Source organism: Rhodanobacter sp. K2T2, assembly GCF_013408815.1.
GTDB lineage: Bacteria > Pseudomonadota > Gammaproteobacteria > Xanthomonadales > Rhodanobacteraceae > Rhodanobacter.
In genome coordinates, this window is the sequence record NZ_JACCCA010000008.1 from 181219 (window position 1) to 200496 (window position 19278).

16 protein-coding genes are annotated in these 19278 nt (G+C 64.6%); 2 read left to right on the top strand and 14 right to left on the bottom strand.

The features are described 5' to 3' along the window. Positions 1 to 181: 181 nt before the first annotated feature. From uvrD to polA, 3 genes are all read right to left on the bottom strand, one after another. Positions 182 to 2377 (bottom strand): DNA helicase II, encoded by a 2196-nt coding sequence (gene uvrD, locus HDE78_RS14335; protein WP_179480647.1) that lies wholly within the window; start codon positions 2375 to 2377, stop codon positions 182 to 184. A 109-nt stretch (positions 2378 to 2486) separates the two neighbouring features. Further along, a complete protein-coding gene (locus tag HDE78_RS14340; RefSeq protein ID WP_179480649.1) occupies positions 2487 to 2708 on the bottom strand; it encodes a hypothetical protein in 222 nt (73 codons plus the stop codon). A gap of 354 nt (positions 2709 to 3062) precedes the next feature. Beyond that, complete coding sequence (gene polA / locus HDE78_RS14345) at positions 3063 to 5837, bottom strand: DNA polymerase I (protein ID WP_179480651.1); 2775 nt, start codon at positions 5835 to 5837, stop codon at positions 3063 to 3065. A gap of 90 nt (positions 5838 to 5927) precedes the next feature. Between polA and HDE78_RS14350 the strand changes: the two genes are divergently transcribed. After that, on the top strand, positions 5928 to 6422 hold the full coding sequence (locus HDE78_RS14350) for a DUF2782 domain-containing protein (RefSeq protein ID WP_179480653.1): 495 nt from the start codon (positions 5928 to 5930) through the stop codon (positions 6420 to 6422). A gap of 50 nt (positions 6423 to 6472) precedes the next feature. Here the strand turns inward: HDE78_RS14350 and HDE78_RS14355 are convergent, their stop codons facing one another. Together HDE78_RS14355 and HDE78_RS14360 are read right to left on the bottom strand one after the other, a co-directional pair. Beyond that, on the bottom strand, positions 6473 to 7183 hold the full coding sequence (locus tag HDE78_RS14355) for a glutathione S-transferase (RefSeq protein WP_179480655.1): 711 nt from the start codon (positions 7181 to 7183) through the stop codon (positions 6473 to 6475). A gap of 62 nt (positions 7184 to 7245) precedes the next feature. Then, positions 7246 to 8172 carry a LysR family transcriptional regulator gene (locus HDE78_RS14360; protein ID WP_179480657.1) on the bottom strand — a complete coding sequence of 309 codons (927 nt, stop codon included), beginning with the start codon at positions 8170 to 8172 and terminating at the stop codon, positions 7246 to 7248. A gap of 94 nt (positions 8173 to 8266) precedes the next feature. On the opposite strand from HDE78_RS14360, the gene HDE78_RS14365 reads away from it, so the two are divergent. Beyond that, positions 8267 to 9280 (top strand): bile acid:sodium symporter family protein, encoded by a 1014-nt coding sequence (locus HDE78_RS14365; protein ID WP_179480659.1) that lies wholly within the window; start codon positions 8267 to 8269, stop codon positions 9278 to 9280. A gap of 32 nt (positions 9281 to 9312) precedes the next feature. On the opposite strand, the gene purH is transcribed toward HDE78_RS14365, so the two are convergent. The 9 genes from purH to HDE78_RS14410 all read right to left on the bottom strand — a co-directional run bounded on the left by purH (position 9313) and on the right by HDE78_RS14410 (position 19040). Further along, positions 9313 to 10923, bottom strand: a complete 1611-nt coding sequence (gene purH / locus HDE78_RS14370) for a bifunctional phosphoribosylaminoimidazolecarboxamide formyltransferase/IMP cyclohydrolase (RefSeq protein ID WP_179480661.1) — start codon at positions 10921 to 10923, stop codon at positions 9313 to 9315. A gap of 201 nt (positions 10924 to 11124) precedes the next feature. Further along, positions 11125 to 11475, bottom strand: a complete 351-nt coding sequence (locus tag HDE78_RS14375) for a helix-turn-helix domain-containing protein (RefSeq protein WP_179480663.1) — start codon at positions 11473 to 11475, stop codon at positions 11125 to 11127. Positions 11476 to 11615: 140 nt separating this feature from the next. Further along, positions 11616 to 12479, bottom strand: coding sequence for a zinc-ribbon and DUF3426 domain-containing protein (locus tag HDE78_RS14380; protein WP_179480664.1), 864 nt, complete (start codon positions 12477 to 12479; stop codon positions 11616 to 11618). Between the two features lie 137 nt (positions 12480 to 12616). Further along, a complete protein-coding gene (gene prmA, locus HDE78_RS14385; RefSeq protein ID WP_179480666.1) occupies positions 12617 to 13567 on the bottom strand; it encodes a 50S ribosomal protein L11 methyltransferase in 951 nt (316 codons plus the stop codon). Positions 13568 to 13639: 72 nt separating this feature from the next. Further along, positions 13640 to 15013 (bottom strand): acetyl-CoA carboxylase biotin carboxylase subunit, encoded by a 1374-nt coding sequence (accC, locus tag HDE78_RS14390; protein WP_179480668.1) that lies wholly within the window; start codon positions 15011 to 15013, stop codon positions 13640 to 13642. A 98-nt stretch (positions 15014 to 15111) separates the two neighbouring features. Further along, a complete protein-coding gene (gene accB, locus HDE78_RS14395; protein WP_179480670.1) occupies positions 15112 to 15576 on the bottom strand; it encodes an acetyl-CoA carboxylase biotin carboxyl carrier protein in 465 nt (154 codons plus the stop codon). 100 nt (positions 15577 to 15676) lie between these two features. After that, entirely contained in the window at positions 15677 to 16147 is a 471-nt protein-coding gene (gene aroQ / locus HDE78_RS14400; protein ID WP_179480672.1) for a type II 3-dehydroquinate dehydratase, read from the bottom strand. Positions 16148 to 16289: 142 nt separating this feature from the next. Next, positions 16290 to 16829, bottom strand: a complete 540-nt coding sequence (locus tag HDE78_RS14405) for a TlpA disulfide reductase family protein (RefSeq protein WP_179480674.1) — start codon at positions 16827 to 16829, stop codon at positions 16290 to 16292. A gap of 3 nt (positions 16830 to 16832) precedes the next feature. Next, on the bottom strand, positions 16833 to 19040 hold the full coding sequence (locus tag HDE78_RS14410) for a protein-disulfide reductase DsbD (protein ID WP_179480676.1): 2208 nt from the start codon (positions 19038 to 19040) through the stop codon (positions 16833 to 16835). Positions 19041 to 19278 lie beyond the last annotated feature (238 nt).

Consider the following 19278-nt stretch of genomic DNA (forward strand, 5'->3'; position numbering starts at 1 on the left):
CGAGACTGCATGTTTCAGTCTGAGCAAGTAAGCCTACGTGTGCGGGCAGTACAAATGCATGTCTTCGCTAGAATGATCATCGTCGCCAGCCAGGGAAAAGCCAATCGAAGGTGCCTGTGTAACCCCGTGTGGCGAATGGCGCTGCATTAAATATAGAGAGGAGTCAACCGACAACCTCAAGCTATAGCGGCGTCAGATTCGCATACGACGCCACCAGCCACTTGCTGCCGGCGCCTTCGAAATTCACCTGCAGTCGCGCGTGGCCGCCGCTGCCTTCGGCGCTGATCACCACGCCTTCGCCGAAGCTGGGGTGGCTGACGCGCTGGCCGAGTTTCACCGGCAGTTCCTCCTGCAACGACGCGGACGGCTGATTGAAGCGGCCGGCGTAGATGGGGCGGGTGACCTGCACGCGCGGACGCACTTCGTCGACCAGCTCGGCGGGTATTTCGCCGAGGAAGCGGGACGGGCGCGCCAGCATTTCGGTGCCGTGCATGCGGCGCGATTCGGCATGCGTGACGAACAGCTTTTCGCGCGCGCGGGTGATGCCGACGTAGGCGAGCCGGCGCTCTTCTTCGAGTCGACCTTCGTCGTCGACAGAACGCTGGCTGGGGAACAGGCCTTCTTCCATGCCGACCAGAAACACGATGGGAAACTCCAGGCCCTTGGCCGAGTGCAGCGTCATCAGCTGTACGCAGTCGTCCCACTTTTCGCCCTGGTTTTCGCCGGACTCCAGCGTGGCATGTGAAAGGAAGGCGGAGAGTTCGCTGAGCCCCGCGTCGATATCTTCCTGCGTGGGCTCGAAGCGGCTGGCGACGTTGACCAGCTCGTCGAGGTTTTCCACGCGCGCCTCGCCGTTGCCGCGGCTGTCCTTTTCGTAGTGGTCGCGCAGGCCCGTGTGGGTGATGGCGTGGTCGATCTGTTCGGCAAGCGTAAACGCAGCATCGCTATCGAGGCCCGCAAACGCTTTGGCCATCGCATCGATCATGGCCAGAAACGCCTTCACCGCATTCTTGGCGCGGCCGGCGAGTTCGCTGGCGCCGGCCAGTTCGGTCAGCGCGGTTTCCCACATCGAGGTGTTGTCGGTGCGGGCGCGCTTGCGCAGGGCGTCGAGCGTGCGATCGCCGATGCCGCGCGGTGGCGTGTTGACCGCGCGTTCGAACGCCGCGTCGTCGTGCCGGTTGGCGGTAAGGCGCAGATAGGCCAGCGCGTCCTTGACCTCGGCGCGCTCGAAGAAGCGCTGGCCGCCGTAGACGCGGTAGGGAATGTCGCGCTGGATCAGCTGCTCTTCGAAGTTGCGCGACTGCGCGTTGGAGCGATAGAGAATCGCGCAGTCTTTCGCGCTGCCGTGCTCCGCGACGTATTCGCGGATGCGCTCGATCACGAAGCGCGCCTCGTCCTGCTCGTTGTACGCGGCGTAAAGAGCGATGCGTTCCCCGTCGTCGCCTGCGGTCCACAGCTGTTTGCCCAGGCGTCCGCCGTTGCGCGCGATGACGCTGTTGGCGGCCTTGAGGATGTTGGAGGTGGAACGGTAGTTCTGCTCCAGCTTGATCGTGCGGGCGCCGGGAAAATCCTTCAGAAACTGCTGCACGTTTTCGACTTTCGCGCCGCGCCAGCCGTAGATCGCTTGGTCGTCGTCGCCCACGACAAACACCTGGCCAGTGGCTCCTGCGAGTACACGAATCCACGCGTATTGCAGCGTGTTGGTGTCCTGGAATTCGTCGATCAGCAGGTAGCGCCAGCGCTGCTGGTAGTGCTCCAGCACGGCGGGATTTTTCAACCACAGCTCGTGCGCGCGCAGCAGCAGTTCGGCGAAGTCGACCAGCCCGGCGCGGCGGCAGGCGTCTTCATAGGCCTGATAGATCTGCACGAAGGTGCGCGTGACCGGATGGTTGCCGTGTTCGATGCTCTCCGGGCGCTTGCCTTCGTCCTTCCAGTTGTTGATCTGCCAGCTGGCCTGACGCGGCGGAAAGCGCGCGTCGTCCAGGCCGAGGCCGGCGACCACGCGTTTGACCAGGCGCAGCTGATCGTCCGAATCGAGGATCTGAAAGGTTTCGGTGAGCCCCGCTTCGCGCCAGTGCCGACGCAGCAGGCGATGGGCGATGCCGTGGAAGGTGCCCACGGTCAGCCCCTGCGTGCTGCCGGGAATCAAGGCATCCAGCCGCGCACGCATCTCGCCGGCGGCCTTGTTGGTGAACGTGACGGCGAGGATCGCCCATGGCGGCACGCGTTCGACCTGGGTCAGCCAGCCGATGCGGTGGGTGAGCACGCGGGTCTTGCCGGAGCCGGCGCCGGCCAGCACCAGATAGTGGCCGGGTGGGGCGCAGACGGCTTCGCGCTGCGCGTCGTTGAGCGAGTCGATCAGGTAGGAGACATCCATCGATGCCATTGTAGCGGGCGGCGTCTCTCTGGGCTGGCGTGCGGCATGAAAGCCTGCACAAAAGAAAACCGCCGCGGAGGCGGCGGTTTAGGGGAAGGGCGCTGCAGCTTCAGCGCTTTTTGCTGACGAACCCACCGACCACCAGCAGGCCACCGACCACGATGCCGGCGATACCCGCCCATTCGGGCACAGTCTTGGTGTGCGTGGCTTCGATTTTGGCCGGCCCAAGCTGCGCCACGGTATCGGTCTGCTTGTAGCTGCCGTTGCCCATGGTGACGTAGATGCCGGCAACCAGCAGAAGGATACCGACGATGATCAGACCTGCGCGCATGAAACTCTCCCATGTGATTGAGCGGCGAGTATGCCCGATGCCCTTGTGCAGAAAGGGTCCACGGCATTCGCACGAATCGCGGGCAAAAAAAGGCCCCGAAGGCTAGGGGGAACCTTCGGGGCCGGCCGCCACGGTACCCAGGGGAGAGGCTCGTGGCGGGTGGCGGCCCAGGGAGGTAGGCGCGCCGGGGATGCCGTTGCGTGCATCCGATAGATTGGAACGCGCCCTGCGGGGAAAGTTGCAAAAGACCGCTGAAAAAATTCATTGCCGGTTCATCTGCAAAAATAGGCGCCAAAGCTATTGTTCTGTATGGGTTTTTAGTGCCGCCTGCAAAAATGGCGGCCGCCTCTGTTCTCAGTGCGCCTGATCCCAGTTGTCGCCCACGCCCACATCGACCAGCAGCGGCACGGCCAGTGCCGCGGCGCCCGACATCCGCTCGATCACCGCCGCGCGCACCTCGTCCACCGCATCGGCGCGTACCTCGAACACGAGTTCATCGTGCACCTGCATCAGCATGTGGGCGTCGTCGCGGCCTTTCAGCCAACCCGACACCGCGATCATGGCGCGCTTGATGATGTCGGCGGCGCTGCCCTGCATCGGCGCGTTCACTGCAGCGCGCTCGGCGCCCTGGCGCAGGCCCTGATTGCGCGAGGTGAGGTTATCCAGATACAGCCGGCGGCCGTAGATGGTTTCGACGTAGCCATCGCGATGCGCCTGCTCGCGCGTGGCGTCCATATAGGCGCGCACCCCGGGGTAGCGCGAAAAATAGCGCGCCATGTAATCGCTGGCTTCGCCGCGATCGACTGCAAGCTGCTTGGCTAGGCCGAAGGCGCTCATGCCGTACATCAGGCCGAAGTTGATCGCCTTCGCTGCGCGACGCTGGTTGGTCGTAACCTCTTCCGCGGGTACGCCAAAGACTTCCGCGGCGGTGGCACGATGCACGTCGCCGCCGTCGTGGAACGCGCGCAGCAGGCCCTCGTCGCTGGAGAGGTGCGCCATGATGCGCAGTTCGATCTGCGAATAGTCCGCCGCCATCACCATCCAGCCCGGCGGCGCGATAAAGGCCTGGCGGATGCGTCGCCCCTCTTCGGTGCGCACCGGAATGTTCTGCAGATTCGGCTCGGACGACGAGATGCGCCCGGTGGCGACCGATCCCTGGTGGTAGCTGGTATGCACGCGACCGGTGCGCGGGTTGACGATGCCGGACAGCTTGTCGGTGTAGGTGGAGCGCAGCTTGGCCAGGCCGCGGTAGTCGAGCAGCAGGCGCGGCAGTTCGTGCGTGTCGGCGATCGCCTCCAGCGCTTCTTCATTCGTCGACGGCTGGCCGGTCGGCGTTTTCATTTTTGCCTGCAGGCCGAGTTCGTCGAACAGCACGGCCTGCAGCTGCTTGGGCGAATCGAGGTTGAACTCATGGCCGGCGAGCTTGTACGACTGCTGCTGCAGCTCGTGCATGCGCTTGCCCAGCTGCTGGCTCTGCGTTCGCAGTACGTCGCCGTCGATCAGCACGCCGCGGCGCTCCATCTCGGCCAGCACCGGCACCAGCGGGATTTCGATGTCCTGATACACCGCGTGCAGCTTCGGCACGCTTTCGAGCTTCGGCCACAGCGCGTGGTGCAGGCGCAAGGTGATATCGGCATCTTCGGCCGCGTAGCGACAGGCGGTATCGAGATCGACCTGCGAAAACGAAATCTGCTTCGCGCCCTTGCCGGCAACCTGTTCGTACTTGATGGTGTCGACGCCGAGATATTTCTTCGCCAGCGAGTCCATGTCGTGGCGCGTCGCCGTGGCGTTCCACACATAGGACTCGAGCATCGAATCGTGCTTCAGCCCCTGCACCGCGATGCCGTAATGGCTGAGCACGTTGATGTCGTACTTAGCGTGCTGGCCGAGTTTGGGTCTGTCGGCATCTTCGAAGATGGGCTTCAGTGCGGCCAGCACGGTATCGCGCGGCAGCTGGGCCGGTGCGCCGGGGTAATCGTGGCCTAGCGGGATATAGCATGCAGTGCCGACTTCCACCGCCAGGCTGACGCCGACGATTTCGGCGCGCATCGCGTCGATACTGGTGGTTTCGGTATCGAAGGCGATCAGTTCGGCGCCGCGCAGTTTTTCCAGCCACGCGTCTAAGCGGTCGGGCGTGGTGACAAGCTCGTAGGTGCCGGGAGCCGATAGCGATGCATCAATGGCGTCTGTCGTGGCAATCGCCGCGCTTGCAGCAGTTTCCGAAAAGCTGGCTGTTCCCCGTTCCCCACCGGGTCCCCTCGGGGGAGTCCCCGTTCCCCGCTCTTCCAGCGCATCCAAATCCTTCAGCGCCGCCTTGAAACCATAGCGCGTATACAGCTCGCGCAGCTGTGCGGTGTCGGCCTCGCGCTGCGCCAGATCGGTCGGGCCAACGTCCAGCGGCACATCCAGCTTGATCGTCACCAGCTCGCGCGACAGCGGCAGCTGCGGCAGCGCGGCGCGCAGGCTCTCGCCTATCTTGCCGCCGATCTTGTCGGCGTTGACGATCACGCCGTCCAGCGTGTGGTATTCGGCAAGCCACTTCGCCGCGGTTTTCGGACCGCACTTCGGCACGCCCGGCACGTTGTCGACGGTGTCGCCGGTCAGCGCCAGAAAATCGATGATCTGCTCCGGCCGCACGCCGAATTTTTCCTTCACGCCGTCGATATCGGTGACGGTGTTGCTCATCGTGTTGACCAGGGTGACGTGGGAGCTGACCAGCTGCGCGAGATCCTTGTCACCGGTGGAAATCAGCACCTCGATGCCCAGCGCCTGTGCCTGCGTCGCCAGCGTTCCGATCACATCGTCCGCTTCCACACCCGGCTCGCGCAGAATCGGAAATCCGAGCGCACCCACGATCGCCAGCATCGGCGCGATCTGCGCGCGCAAGTCATCCGGCATCGGCGGGCGATGGGCCTTGTACTGGTCGTAGAGTTCGTCGCGGAAGGTGGGTCCGGCGGCATCGCTGACGAAAGCCAGATAGTCCGGCTTTGCCTTCAGCGTGGCGCGCAGCATGTTGACCACGCCGAACAGCGCGCCGGTTGGCTCGCCTTGGTCGTTGGTCAGCGGCGGCAGCGCATGGAACGCGCGGTAGAGGTAGGACGAACCGTCGATGAGAATGAGTTTGGCCATGCCCCATTCTCGCATGCGGGCATCGCGGCGCTTCACAGTCGATCGGCAAAGGCGCTGCTATTCTCTGACACCCGACCTGAGGTTGCCCCCATGAAATCAGCCGCCGTGCTAGCTGCCGCAAGTTTTTTCTTTGTCTCAGGTCTCGCTGCCAGCAGCGTTTACGCGCAGTCTTCCGCGCCGGCGACCAACGCGCCGCCGCCGCCCGGTATGAACGATCCCGGCGTCAAGCAGCTTCCGCCGCCGCCCAAGGTGCCCGACGCCACGGTGCAGAAATCGGCCGGTGGCCAGAATCTTCCCGCCATGCAGGACACTGGCGCGGCTGGCGACGGCAAGCATATGACCCTTCCCGACGTCAGCACGCATCAGGAAGGCGACAACCAGGTCGAGGAGTACCGCCGCAGCGGCATGCTGTACATGGTGGTGGTGACGCCGAAGAACGGCATTCCGCAGAGTTACACCGTCGACCCGGACGGAACGCGGCACATGCAGCCCGGCCAGGCGCCGGTGCATCCGGCGATGTACAAGGTGCTGGAGTGGGGCAAGAGCAAACCGGCCGAGGCGAGCTCGTCGTCCGACGGCGGCTGATGCGATTCGTTCAAGCCGCAATGACGTTGCGCTGAACTTTGAGGCGCCGCTCAGCGGGCGTCGTCGAGTTCGGGATAATGGCGAAAGATGCCGTTCTCGTTGAACGCGAGGCGCCGCGGCGATGCCAGATAGGCCGCGATGCGCGGCCGCTCCGACACCCGTTCGTTGAGGGCTCTGAGCTTGGGGAGCTTGCGCTGCATTTTTTTCATCGCGCGCGGAAAGGCGTAGTCGAGCCCGCTCATGATCTGGAACAACGAGAGATCGACATACGAATGCGCGGTCAGCGCGTGTCGCCCGTTGCCACGTTCCAGCACGTTCTCGAAGTAGCCGAGAAACTTCGGCAGGCGGTTCTGTCGGAAATCCTCGGCGCGGGGCTTGGCTTCATCGCGTTGATCGTCGTAGTAGAGGCTGCTGGCGATCGGATGGTGCGTGTCGTGCACTTCGGTCACCAGATCGGCGATGGTCAGCTGCAGCTGACTCGCATGGTGCTGGGCGCTGGCTGAGGCGGGTACCAGCTTCAACTTAGGACCCAGATGCGAAAGGATGTTCGCCACCTGCGCGATGACCGCGCGGCCATCCTTCAGAAACGGCGGCGCAAAGGGCAGGGCGCCGGACTGCTTTCCCTGCAGAAACGGCATGATCGCCTCATCGCCCTTTTCGCGCGCCACGTCGACGTAGTCGGCGCCCGCGTCTTCCAGCGCCAGCCGCACGAATTCGCCGCGTCCCTGGATGCCGGTCCAGTAATAAAGCTGATAGCGCATGACGATCTCCGTTGAACAGGGTCGAAGCTAGGCGAGAACGGCTCAACGGTGCGTGAGGACTGTCACGCCGACTTGGCATCCTTCAGCGAAGCGCGAGGCGCCTGCGGCAGTTGAGCGGCCATCGCGCGAATCTGCGCCCACACCAGTTCGGCCACGGGCGACAGCGAGCGGTGGCGACGACGAATCAGCGTGATGGCGCGACTGGCGGTCGGCGTCAGCGGCCGCGTCACCAGCTGGTCGGATGCGGGTAGCGACAGCCGCGGGGTGACGCTGACGCCAAGCCCGGATTCGACCATGCGAAACGCCGTATGCGTGTGCCCGGTCTGCTGCACCACGTTGGCCTGCGCGCCGTGGGCTGCCAGCTGCTGGTCGATCAGTCGCCGGCTGCCGGACGTATGATCGAGCAGCACCAGGGCTTCGCCGCGCAGCTTTTTCCACGGCACGGCGGTAAGCCTGGCCAGCGGATGCGTGCGATGGCAGACCAGCACGAAGGGATCGCGCAGGATGGTTTCGCAGTCGAAGGTCTCCTTTTCGCCGGGCTCGATGGCGAGGCCGAAATCCACCTCGCCGCCGCGCACGCTGTCCAGCACCATCACTTGTGCCTGATCGTGCAACTGCACGGTGAGCTCGGGATACGCCTGCGCGCAGGCGGCAATGCATTGCGGCATCAAACCGGCCGACAGCGTCGGCACGGCGGCGACGCGCACCTTGCCGTGGCGACGCTCGCTTTCGGAGTGGACATGAGCCAGCACGCCCTCCAGTTCTTCCAGCACCCGCTCCAGCGCCACCTGCAGGTAGCGGCCCGCTTCGGTCGGCACCACTTCGCGTGTGTTGCGATCGAACAGCCGCACGTCCAGCTCGTTTTCCAGATCGGTGATCTGCCGGCTGATCGCAGGCTGGGTCAGGTGCAGGCTCTCGGCCGCGCGCCGGAAGTGCCGCAGCTTGGCGACGGCAAGAAAGGCGCGCAGCTGGCGCAGGCTGATATTCATGCGTAAAGAGTATCAAAAGATCAAATAATACGATTTGATTTATCAATGGCGGCGCGCTGCAATAGCGGCCTGAACTTCTCAGGTCACCCGTGCCATGGCAATCACCCGTTTTCTTCCCGACCGTTTTACCTGCGCGCTGGTGCTCACGGTGCTGATCGCGAGCCTGCTGCCGTGCCAGGGCGAAACCGCCAGCGTCTTCAACCTGCTGACCGACGCGGCGATTGCCCTGCTGTTCTTTCTGCACGGCGCCAAGCTTTCGCGCGAGGCGGTGGTGGCAGGGATGACGCACTGGCGGCTGCACCTGATCGTGCTGGGCAGCACCTTCGTGATGTTTCCGCTGCTCGGGCTGCTGTTGAAGCCGCTGTTGTCGTGGCTGGTGACACCTGACCTCTATCTGGGCGTGTTGTTTCTCTGCACCCTGCCGTCGACGGTGCAGTCGTCGATCGCGTTCACCTCGATCGCGCGCGGCAATATTCCTGCGGCGATCTGCGCCGCATCGGCGTCCAGCCTGTTGGGTATTTTCATCACGCCCTTGCTGGTCGGACTGATGATGGAGTCGCACGGGCAGGGCGGCATGTCGTGGGATGCGATCGGCAAGATCGTGCTGCAGCTGCTGGTGCCCTTCGTCGCCGGCCAGATCGCACAGCGCTGGATCGGTCGGTGGGTCGAGCGCCACCGCGGTCTGCTCAGCTACGTGGACCAGGGTTCGATCCTGCTGGTGGTATACACGGCTTTCAGTGCCGCGGTTTTACAAGGGCTTTGGAAGCAGATGCCGCTGTCTGTGCTGGGTGGCCTGCTGGTGGTGAACGCGGTTCTGCTGGCGTTGGCGCTGACGGTGACGCGCTACGGTTCCCGCGCGCTGGGCTTTGGCACCGGGGACGAGATCACCATCGTGTTCTGCGGCTCGAAGAAGAGCCTGGCCAGCGGCGTGCCGATGGCCAAGGTGCTGTTCGCCGGGCATCCGCTCGGTGCGATCGTGCTGCCGATCATGCTGTTTCATCAGATCCAGCTGATGACGTGCGCCGTGCTGGCGCGCAAATATGCGCAGCGCAAAGCCGGCTCGGCGGCTTCATCGGATGCCGTGCCGAAGGGTGCCGCCGTCGATTGAGTTTGCGCCGGCGCGATGGTCGCCAGCGATGCTCAGTGGCGGAAGTGCCGCATCCCGGTGAACACCATCGCCATGTCGTGCTCGTCGGCAGCGACGATCACCTCGCTGTCGCGCATCGAACCGCCAGGCTGGATCACCGCGCGGATGCCCGCTTCGGCCGCCGCGTCGATACCGTCGCGGAACGGGAAGAACGCGTCGGAGGCCATCACCGAACCGCGCACTTCGAGCTTCTCGTCGGCCGCCTTGATGCCGGCAATGCGCGCGCTGTAGATACGGCTCATCTGACCGGCGCCGATGCCGATGGTCTGACGATCGCGCGCGTAAACGATGGCGTTGCTCTTGACGAACTTGGCCACCTTCCACGCGAAGATCAGGTCGTGAATCTCTGCCTCGGTCGGCGCGCGGCGGGTGACGATTTTCAGATCGTCCGCGTCGATCATGCCCAGATCGGCGGTCTGTATCAGCAGGCCCGAGCCGACGCGCTTGGAATGGTTGCCCGGATGCGCATCGGCCAACGCGCTGCCCTCGGGCAGCGGAATCACCAGCACGCGCACGTTGGCCTTTTTGCCGAACACTTTCAGCGCGTCTTTCGCATAGCCCGGTGCCAGCACCACCTCGACAAACTGGCGATCGACGATGGCGCGCGCGGTGTCGGCATCCACCTCGCGATTGAACGCGATGATGCCGCCGAAGGCCGAGGTCGGATCGGTCTGGTAAGCGAGATCGTACGCGCGGCCGATGCCATCCAGACTCACCGCGACGCCGCACGGATTGGCGTGCTTGACGATGACGCAGGCCGGTTTGGTAAAGCTGCGCACGCATTCCCATGCCGCGTCGGCGTCGGCGATATTGTTGAACGACAGCTCCTTGCCCTGCACCTGCTGGAAGGTGGCGAGCGTGCCCGGCGCCGGATACAGATCGCGGTAGAACGCCGCCTGCTGGTGCGGGTTTTCGCCGTAGCGCAGATCCATCAACTTCACGAAGCGGCTGTTGATCTGACCCGGGAAAGCGTCGTGTCCCGCGATCGACTGCTGCGCGTCGTCGAGCTGCAGCGCCGACAGATAGTCGCTGATCGCGCCGTCGTAGTTGGCGACGTTGTTGAACGCGGCCACCGCCAGCTTGAATCGCGTCGCGCGCGCGAGGCCGCCGTGCGCTTCGATTTCGGCCAGCACCTCGGCGTACTGATCGGGCGAGGTGAGAACGCCGACGTCGTTCCAGTTTTTCGCCGCGGAGCGCAGCATCGCCGGGCCGCCGATGTCGATGTTTTCGATCGCCTGCTCGAGCGTGCAGTCAGGCTTTGCCACCGTGCTCTCGAACGGATACAGGTTCAGCACCAGCAGATCGATCGGCGCGATGCCCAGTTCGGCCATCACCGCGTCATCGGTGCCGCGGCGACCGAGCAAGCCGCCGTGGACCTTCGGATGCAGGGTCTTGACGCGACCGTCCATGATTTCCGGGAAGCCGGTCACGTCGCTCACGTCGCTCACCGCGACACCGGCGTCGCGCAGCGCTTTGGCGCTGCCGCCGGTGGAAAGCAGCTCAACGCCGGCGGCGACGAGCCGCTGGCCCAGCTCGATCAGGCCGGTCTTGTCCGACACGCTGAGCAGGGCGCGGCGAACGGGAGTGAGAGCTGGAGCTGACATGGCGATTCCCGAGATATGCAGCCGCTTATTATAGGCGAGGGGGGAACGGGGAATGGGGAACGGTTAGAAGCGGGAATTTTTGTGCTGGCTGTGCGAGTTCGTCACTTGTAAAGAACTCAAACGCCGCCCTCAAAACGAAAAAGTCCTATTCAAGCGCAACGCAGACTTGTGTCGTGCGACGCTCTGTCCGTTCCCCGTTTCTTACAGCAACCCGTGTGCGGCCAGCTTCTTGCGCAACGTGGCACGATTGATGCCTAGCGCGCTGGCCGCGCGGCTCTGGTTGCCGTCGTGGAAGGCCAGCACTTCGCGCAGCAGGGGCGTTTCGACTTCGCGCAGGACCATGGCGTGCAGACCTTCGGCGCATTCGGTGTCGCCGATATCGGCCAGATAGCGGCGCACGGTACGGGTCACGCATTCGCTCAGCGCGCTGACGTTATGCGCGTGGCTGTTGCCCTGATGCACGGCGCCGTGCTCGCTATCGCTCTGCGAACCGTTACCCAGTGACGAGGTCTGTTTCGCGGCCTCGATGGCAGGCAGTCTGACGGCATTCACGGATGGAGTCCCTCACGGTACAACGGCTGCATTGGCCGCTGCATTGATTATTGGTTGGTGTCGTTCGCGGCGTGTGTCGAGCATGCTGCTCTTTTGCGCGAGGGACCGAGTCTACCCGTGCCGGCGGAGAAAATTAAGTGCTATTCGAAACCAAATTCGAAAGCGACCGCCTTGTCGCCCGGATCTTCCACCTCGAGCAGCAGCGCGGCACTGGCTCCGGGCGCCAGGCCATGCCGGAGTATCGTGGTGTCGTCCAGATATTCACGCGGCTGCAGTCGGCGCATCGCAATGCGCTGGCCTTGCGCGTCCGACAGTGTGACGGTGAGTACGGGAAAGGGCTGCGCAAAAATCGCATCGTTACGGACGCTGGCGCTGATCATCAGTGCGCCCGATACGCTCGGATGCGCCTGCACGTTGCTGGCCAGCAGACGCAGCTGTTGCGGCGCGGCGACCAGTGGAAGTTCGCAGCCGAGCTGGCTGCACGCTTCGCGCAACCAGCCGCCCACGACAGGATCACGAATCAGCAATTCGCGCTTGGCCCATGCCAGCTGTGCGCCGAGACCCAGCAACAGCAGCAGGCCGGCGACAACCCAAGGCCAGTGTCGCTCGCCTCTAGCGCGCTGCTTGTTTGCGCGACGTTGCGAGCGCCGGGATTCCTTGCCGACTTTCTGGCGAACGAAGCGGGGCGCGAACACCAGCTGGGAAAAGTCTTCCTCCGAAGTCGCCGGTTCGAGCGCAGCATCCTGGTCCGTCACCACGGCATCGATGACCGCGGGCGGCAACGGCTGCGGGCGATAAACCACCAGGTCGATGCGCGGCGGCTGATAGGCCTGGTCGTTGATCGGCAGTTCGCGAAACGGTTCGGGCGGCAGCTGTTCGGTGAGTGTGGCAATGCTGTCGAAGCTGGTGTCGCAATGTCCGCACACCACGTGCCCGTGCGCCTGCGCCAGCGTGTGCGCATCGAGCGAAAACACGGACAGGCATTCAGGGCATTGGGTATACATGCAGGCCGCTTTGAACTCAGTAGCGCGAGTTTAGCAGGCCGGTCCGTGGCAGCCTGTTAGCGTCGTCCATCAAGGCTGCGAAGTGCTGCATTGGAAGCGAATGGAACGCTGCGGTGCGATCGTTCCCCGCACTGCATTCAAGCGCGTCGACGGCCGCTGATGCGCACCCAGTCCTCGCGCGTGTCGAACGTGAGCTCGTCGAACCATTCGGCGTAGCGCTCCAACAACTCGTCCTGCTGGCCGGCGAGGATGCCGGAAATGGCGAACGGCGCGCCCGGTTTCGCGAGCGCAGCAAAGGTCGGCGCCAGCGCGGCCAGCGGGCCAGCGAGAATATTTGCGATGAACACATCGGCCGGCGATGCACATGGATGTGCGAGTGCCGCGGGCGCAGGATGCGCAGGAGCGGCGGCGGCGACAGCGTCTTCCGGAAGGAACACGTCGAGATGATCGGCCACGCCGTTGCGCTGTGCGTTGTCGGCCGAGGCGATAAGCGCCTGCGGATCGTTGTCGATACCTACCGCGCTGGCCGCGCCGAGCTTCAGCGCGGCGATGGCGAGAATGCCCGAACCGCAGCCGTAGTCGATCACGCTCTTGCCAGCGAGCGAGAGACTATCGAGCCATTCGAGACACAGCGCAGTGGTCGGATGCGTGCCGCTGCCGAAGGCGAGACCGGGATCGAGCCGCACGACGACAATATCGTTATCTGCCGGCGGTTCGATATTCCACGGATAAATCCACAGCCGCCGGCCGAAGACCATCGGCTTGAACTGATCCATCCAGGCGCGCTCCCAGTCCTGGTCGGCGACGTCGCGAAACAGGACTTGCGCCGGCTCCAGCCACGACAGCAGCTCGCCCAGCGTTTCGATCAGTCCACGACGATCGGTGCCCGCATCGAACAACGCGTTGAGCGTGATCATCGGCCACAGCGGCAGCTCGCCTACACCGGGTTCGAAGATCGCCTGCTCGTCCGGCGTTTCCGCATCCGCGTCCTGCAGCGTGATCGACAACGCGCCGAGTTCATCCAGCGCTTCTTCCGCGCTGGGCTGTTGTTCGGTGCGTACGACGAGGGAGAGTTCTAGCCAGGGCATGCGGTGTCCGTGGAGGTTGGCGATGGAGTGCGACTGTCGCTTCTTGGGAGGCGACAGTCGCGTGCTGGCAGATCAGTGCTCGGCCGGCTGCTGACCCTTCTGCTCGGCCATGCGCTTTTCCAGGTAATGAATGTTCTGGCCGCCGTGCTGAAAGCCCGCGTCGGCCATGATGCGCTGCTGCAGCGGGATATTGCACTTGACGCCTTCGATCACGGTTTCGGCCAGCGCCAGGCGCATGCGCGCGATCGCGGTTTCGCGGTCGGGGCCGTGCACGATCAGCTTGCCGATCATCGAATCGTAGTTCGGCGGAATCCGGTAGCCGTCGTATAGATGCGTGTCGACGCGCACGCCGGGGCCGCCGGGTGCCTCGAAGCGCTTCACCGTGCCGGGCGACGGCATGAAGGTGTCCGGATCTTCGGCGTTGATGCGGCACTCGATCGCGTGGCCGTGGATCACCACGTCTTCCTGCTTGATCGAGAGCTTTTCACCGCCGGCAATCAGCAGCTGCTCGCGCACTAGATCGATGCCGGTGATCAGCTCGGTCACCGGATGCTCGACCTGGATGCGGGTGTTCATTTCGATGAAGTAGAAGTTGCCGTTCTCGAACAGAAACTCGAACGTGCCGGCGCCGCGATAGCCGATGCGCAGGCAGGCGTCGACGCAGACCTTGCCGATCGCCGCGCGCTGCTCCGGCGTGATGCCCGGCGCGGGCGCTTCCTCGACCACTTTCTGGTGGCGGCGCTGCATCGAGCAGTCACGCTCGCCCAGATGGATCGCGTTGCCCTGGCCGTCGGCCATGACCTGCACCTCGACATGGCGCGGGTTTTCCAGAAATTTTTCCATGTAGACCTGTTCGTTGCCGAACGCGGCCTTGGCTTCGGCCTTGGTCATGGTCACTGCGTTACCCAGGTGCGCCTCGGTGCGGACCACTCGCATGCCGCGACCGCCGCCGCCGCCGGAAGCCTTGATGATGACCGGGTAGCCGATTTCTTTGGCGATGCGCAGGTTCTCATCCACGTCGTCGCCCAGCGGGCCGCCGGAGCCGGGCACGCAGGGCACGCCGGCGGCTTTCATCGCGCGAATCGCTTCGACCTTGTCGCCCATCAGCCGAATCACGCCGGCCGGCGGGCCGATGAAGACGAAGCCGGATTGCTCGACCTGTTCGGCAAAATCCGCGCGCTCGGATAGAAAGCCGTAGCCGGGGTGGATCGCGCCGGCGTCGGTGATCTCGGCCGCCGCGATGATGCGTGGAATATTGAGATAACTGTCGACGGAGGGGCCGGGGCCGATGCAGACCGATTCGTCGGCGAGGCCGACGTGCTTCAGGTTGCGGTCGACGGTGGAGTGCACGGCCACGGTCTTGATGCCGAGGCTGTGGCACGCGCGCAGGATGCGCAGCGCGATTTCTCCGCGGTTGGCGATGACGACTTTTTCAAGCTTGGGCATGGTTTGAAGCCTGTGCGGTAACTTCCGAGCGGCGCGCATCAAGCGCGCGGCTGCCAGGTGGCGGTGCTTGGCGCGGCGCCCACTAGGGCGCCCGTCGCTCAGGCGATCACGAACATCGGTTCGTCGAATTCCACCGGCTGACCGTTTTCGATCAGGATGGCCTTGACGGTGCCGGCCACGTCGGCCTCGATCTGGTTGAACATCTTCATCGCCTCGATGATGCCCAGCGTCTCGCCGGCAGCTACCTGCTGGCCGACCTTGACGAAGGCCGGGGTGCCCGGCGTGGCGGAGGCGTAGAACGTGCCGACCATCGGCGCCTTGACCACGTGCCCGGCCGGCAGCGCATCCACTGCCGGCGTTTCAACGGCGGCCGCTGCCGGTGCGGCGACGGGCGCGGCGGCAACCGGCACAGCGGCAACGGGTGCGGCAGGTGCCGGAGCGGGCGCGGTGTTTTTCGGCACGCGCGATAGACGAACGACTTCTTCGCCTTCTTTGATTTCAAGCTCGGCGAGATTGGACTCTTCGAGCAGATCGATCAGCTTTTTGATTTTGCGCAAATCCATCGGATCAGCCTTTTGTCGGTCGCGCCATCAGAATGGGCGCGTGGGATGGGAAAACTGGCTTAGGGCCTGGGGTCGTACGGTCAATTGAATAGTCGAGGCGTTACTTCGGCGTGTCGGGCGCGCTGGCGGCTGACGCGTGCAACCGGTGGATCGCCGCTTCCAGCGCGAGCCGGTAGCTGTCGCCGCCGAAGCCGCAGATCACGCCCACCGCAATGTCCGACAGGTACGACTGATGCCGAAACGACTCGCGCGCGTGAACGTTGGACAGATGCACTTCGATAAACGGTATCGCCACTGCCATCAGCGCGTCGCGCAGGGCGATGCTGGTGTGGGTGAAGGCGGCGGGATTGAACAGGATCAGCGCCGTACGATCGTCGCGACCCTGCTGGATGCGGCCGATCAGCTCGTGCTCGGCGTTGGACTGAAACCAGGCCAGTTCATGGCCCGCTTCCTGCGCCCGTTCGGCCAGCTGCTGATTGATATCGGCCAGCGTCTGACGGCCGTAGATCTCCGGCTCGCGCGCGCCCAGCAAGTTGAGGTTGGGTCCGTGCAGGACAAGGATCTTCGCCACGTTGCGCCCAGGGTCGCGCCCGGATATCCGGAGTCTGCGCAGTCTGCCCGCAGACGGGTCTATTGTCCAGTTCGCTGACGATCGGCGATGTTTGGCGGAGAAGCGAAAGTTTCCCGTGCGCCGGCGTATGCCGGTCGGGGTTTCAGGGCTGGCCGTCCGATTTCAGCCAGGCGGCCATCTCGGCGTCGGACAGCGCGCCGGTATGTGTGGCCAACACGCGGCCATCCGGTCCCAACAGCACGCTATAGGGCAGCACGGCGGTGGTATCGCCAAATTGCCGCGTGGTGCTCGGCTCGTTGAGGTCGCCGAGCAGGATCGGATAGTGCGGCGGATGCGCGGCAAGAAACGCGCGCGCCATGGCTGGGTCGTCCATCGCAATGCCGATCACGATGGCGCCTGGAACGGCGGGTGTGCTGCCGCTGAACTTGGCATGCGCGCGATCGAGCGCGGGCATTTCGTCCAGACACGGGCCGCACCAGCTGGCCCAGAAATTCAGCAGCAAGCGGTGACCGCGGTAGTCGCTCAGCGTGTGGGTCTTGCCGTTGAGATCCGGCAGGCTGTCGACCGGCGCGGGCTGGCCGATGATCGACGCCTCCGGCTGGCGCTGGCGATGCTCGATGTAGCCGCCGAAACCCGCAGCCAGCACGGCCATGCCGAGGATGAACCAGTTCGTTCGCGTCATTTTTTACTGCGCCGCCGCGGTCAGCGCCTGCTCGACCATCGAGGGCGTGAGCACGGTCGACAGCTGGTTGCCCGGTCCGCCGTGTTTCGGGAACACCACATACAGCGGCACGCCGGGCGAGTGGTACTGCTGCAGAAAAGCGCTGATGGTCGGGTTGACGTCGGTCCAGTCGCCTTTCATATAAACCGCACCGGTGCGCTTGAGCAGCGCGCGAAACGCGTCGCTATCCAGCACGGTGTGCTCGTTGGCCTTGCAGGTGACGCACCAGTCGGCGGTCATGTCGACGAATACCGGCGTATCGGAGGCGCGCAGCGAAGCGAGTTTTTCCGGCGTGTAGGCGACCACGCCTTCCTGCGTCGTCGCCGCGGTTGCCGGCGGCACCACATGCGCCAGCAGATACAGCGGCACCAGCGCGGCAATGGCGAGCAGGGCGACAAAGACCTTGCTCAGCGCGCGTCCGTGGCGGCTGCGCTCGAACCACCACAGTGCCATCGCCAGCAGCACCATCGCCACCAGCACCAGGCCGACGGCGTCGGCACCGCGCTGGTGCGCAAGCACCCAGACCAGCCACACGGCGGTGAGGTACATCGGGAAGGCCAGCACTTCTTTCAGCGTTTCCATCCAGCGGCCGGGTCGCGGCAGCAGGCGAGCCAGCGCCGGCACGAAGCCGATCAGCAGAAACGGTAGCGCCAGGCCGATACCCAGCATCAGGAACACCAGCAGTGCGGACAGCATCGGCGCGGCGAACGCATAGGCCAGCGCGCTGCCCATGAACGGCGCGGTGCACGGGCTGGCCACCACCACGGCGAGCACGCCGGTGAAGAAGTCGCCCGCCGGCCCCGAACGCGAGGCCAGCGATGCGCCGGTATTGCCCAGCGAGGCGCCGAACTGCACCACGCCCGACATCGACAGGCCAACGGCCAGCATCACGCAGGCCAGCACACCGACCAGCAGCGGCTGCTGCAGCTGCGAGCCCCAGCCCAGCGCGTGACCGGCCGAACGCAGGGCGAGAATGCTCAGGCCCAGCGCAGCAAAACTGCACAGCACGCCGGCGCTGTAATACAACGCATGGCGACGCGCGCTGGTTGCGCTCTCGCCGCTTTCGAGAATGCTCACTGCCTTGATGGACAGCACGGGCAGCACGCAAGGCATCAGGTTCAACACCAGCCCGCCGCCCAGCGCCAGCAACAGCGCGCTCAGCAGGCTGGCCTGCACGGCCGTGCCAGCGATGCCGGCAGGCGGCATTTCCGGCGCTACCGCTGCAGCGCTTGGCGAAGCGTCGGCGCTGGCCAGATCGATCGTCAGCGTGCGGTGCATCACCGGATAGCACAGGCCGCCGTCCTGGCAGCCCTGAAAGCTGGCGTCCAGCGTAAGCGACTGTCGCCCGGCGAGGTCGCCGTCGACAGCCACGGGCAACTCGAGCTGATCGAAATACACGGTGACGCTGCCGTACTTTGCATCCTGGTGCATCACGCCGGCGGGCCACGTCGGCTTCAGGGTCAAGCCCGGCGCATCGTGCGGCTGCAGCGTGGTCTGGTCCTTATAAAGGTAGTAGCCCTTGGGCATGGTCCAGCGCAGCAGCAGATGGCCCGGCGAACTGGCCAGCGCCTCCAGCCGGAACGCCTGCTCCGGCGGCAGAGGTCCGTTGCCGGTCGCGGATGATTTGCCGCCCAAGGCGTGCAGGGCATCGCCGAGTGAGCTGTTGCTTGAGGTCGCTGCTGAGTCGATGGACTTGCCCGCCCCAGCCGGCAGCGGCAGGTCGAGCTGTTCGGTATGCGGCGGGTAGCAGATCTTCGGATCGACCTCGTGGCAGCCCTGGTACTGCACGCTCAGCGCCAGCCGCGTGGTGCCCGCGGCCAAGGTGTACGGCACGGTGGCGTCGATGCTGTGGTGATAGATCTCGACGTCGCCCAAGTATTCGTCGTGATGCTTTTCGCCGTCGGGGAACTGCGGTTCACCCAGCGTGACGCCTGGGCCGGCCTTGAACTTCATGCGGCCACGGTAGAGGTAATAGTCCTGGGCCAGCGTCCAGTGCAGCTTCAGCACGCCCGGCGTGGACGCGTCGCTGCTGAGCTTGTAGGCCTCGGTGACCGGCAGCAGGTCGGCCGTGCTTTGCGAAAACACCGGCGCGGCAGCGATGAGCAGGCCCAGACAGAGCAGCGTGTTTATCAGCGCACGAACAGACGTTCGGCCGGCAAGCAACGGTCTCATGACAACTCCAGCAATCGGGGCCTGTGGGGACAGGCGACTCAGCATTATGGCGTATTAGGCACGCATGAAAGGCTGGGGTTTCCCATCCGCCGGACTTGCGCTCCGGGTGCTATGCCGACCTACGACCATGTGCAGCTCTTAGCTAGTAGCACCTTCGGGTGAAATCAGGCATTTCGCCAGCGCTTGGCTCGGTTTGGCGGGGGTGGGGCGGAGACTCGCGTTCAGATTCTTAATGTGA

Bases quoted from the DNA above. Each gene is read 5' to 3' on its own strand.
- uvrD (WP_179480647.1), bottom strand. From the start codon at position 2,377: ATGGATGTCTCCTACCTGATCGACTCGCTCAACGACGCGCAGCGCGAA.
- HDE78_RS14340 (WP_179480649.1), bottom strand. From the start codon at position 2,708: ATGCGCGCAGGTCTGATCATCGTCGGTATCCTTCTGCTGGTTGCCGGC.
- polA (WP_179480651.1), bottom strand. From the start codon at position 5,837: ATGGCCAAACTCATTCTCATCGACGGTTCGTCCTACCTCTACCGCGCG.
- HDE78_RS14350 (WP_179480653.1), top strand. From the start codon at position 5,928: ATGAAATCAGCCGCCGTGCTAGCTGCCGCAAGTTTTTTCTTTGTCTCA.
- HDE78_RS14355 (WP_179480655.1), bottom strand. From the start codon at position 7,183: ATGCGCTATCAGCTTTATTACTGGACCGGCATCCAGGGACGCGGCGAA.
- HDE78_RS14360 (WP_179480657.1), bottom strand. From the start codon at position 8,172: ATGAATATCAGCCTGCGCCAGCTGCGCGCCTTTCTTGCCGTCGCCAAG.
- HDE78_RS14365 (WP_179480659.1), top strand. From the start codon at position 8,267: ATGGCAATCACCCGTTTTCTTCCCGACCGTTTTACCTGCGCGCTGGTG.
- purH (WP_179480661.1), bottom strand. From the start codon at position 10,923: ATGTCAGCTCCAGCTCTCACTCCCGTTCGCCGCGCCCTGCTCAGCGTG.
- HDE78_RS14380 (WP_179480664.1), bottom strand. From the start codon at position 12,479: ATGTATACCCAATGCCCTGAATGCCTGTCCGTGTTTTCGCTCGATGCG.
- prmA (WP_179480666.1), bottom strand. From the start codon at position 13,567: ATGCCCTGGCTAGAACTCTCCCTCGTCGTACGCACCGAACAACAGCCC.
- accC (WP_179480668.1), bottom strand. From the start codon at position 15,013: ATGCCCAAGCTTGAAAAAGTCGTCATCGCCAACCGCGGAGAAATCGCG.
- accB (WP_179480670.1), bottom strand. From the start codon at position 15,576: ATGGATTTGCGCAAAATCAAAAAGCTGATCGATCTGCTCGAAGAGTCC.
- HDE78_RS14405 (WP_179480674.1), bottom strand. From the start codon at position 16,829: ATGACGCGAACGAACTGGTTCATCCTCGGCATGGCCGTGCTGGCTGCG.
- HDE78_RS14410 (WP_179480676.1), bottom strand. From the start codon at position 19,040: ATGAGACCGTTGCTTGCCGGCCGAACGTCTGTTCGTGCGCTGATAAAC.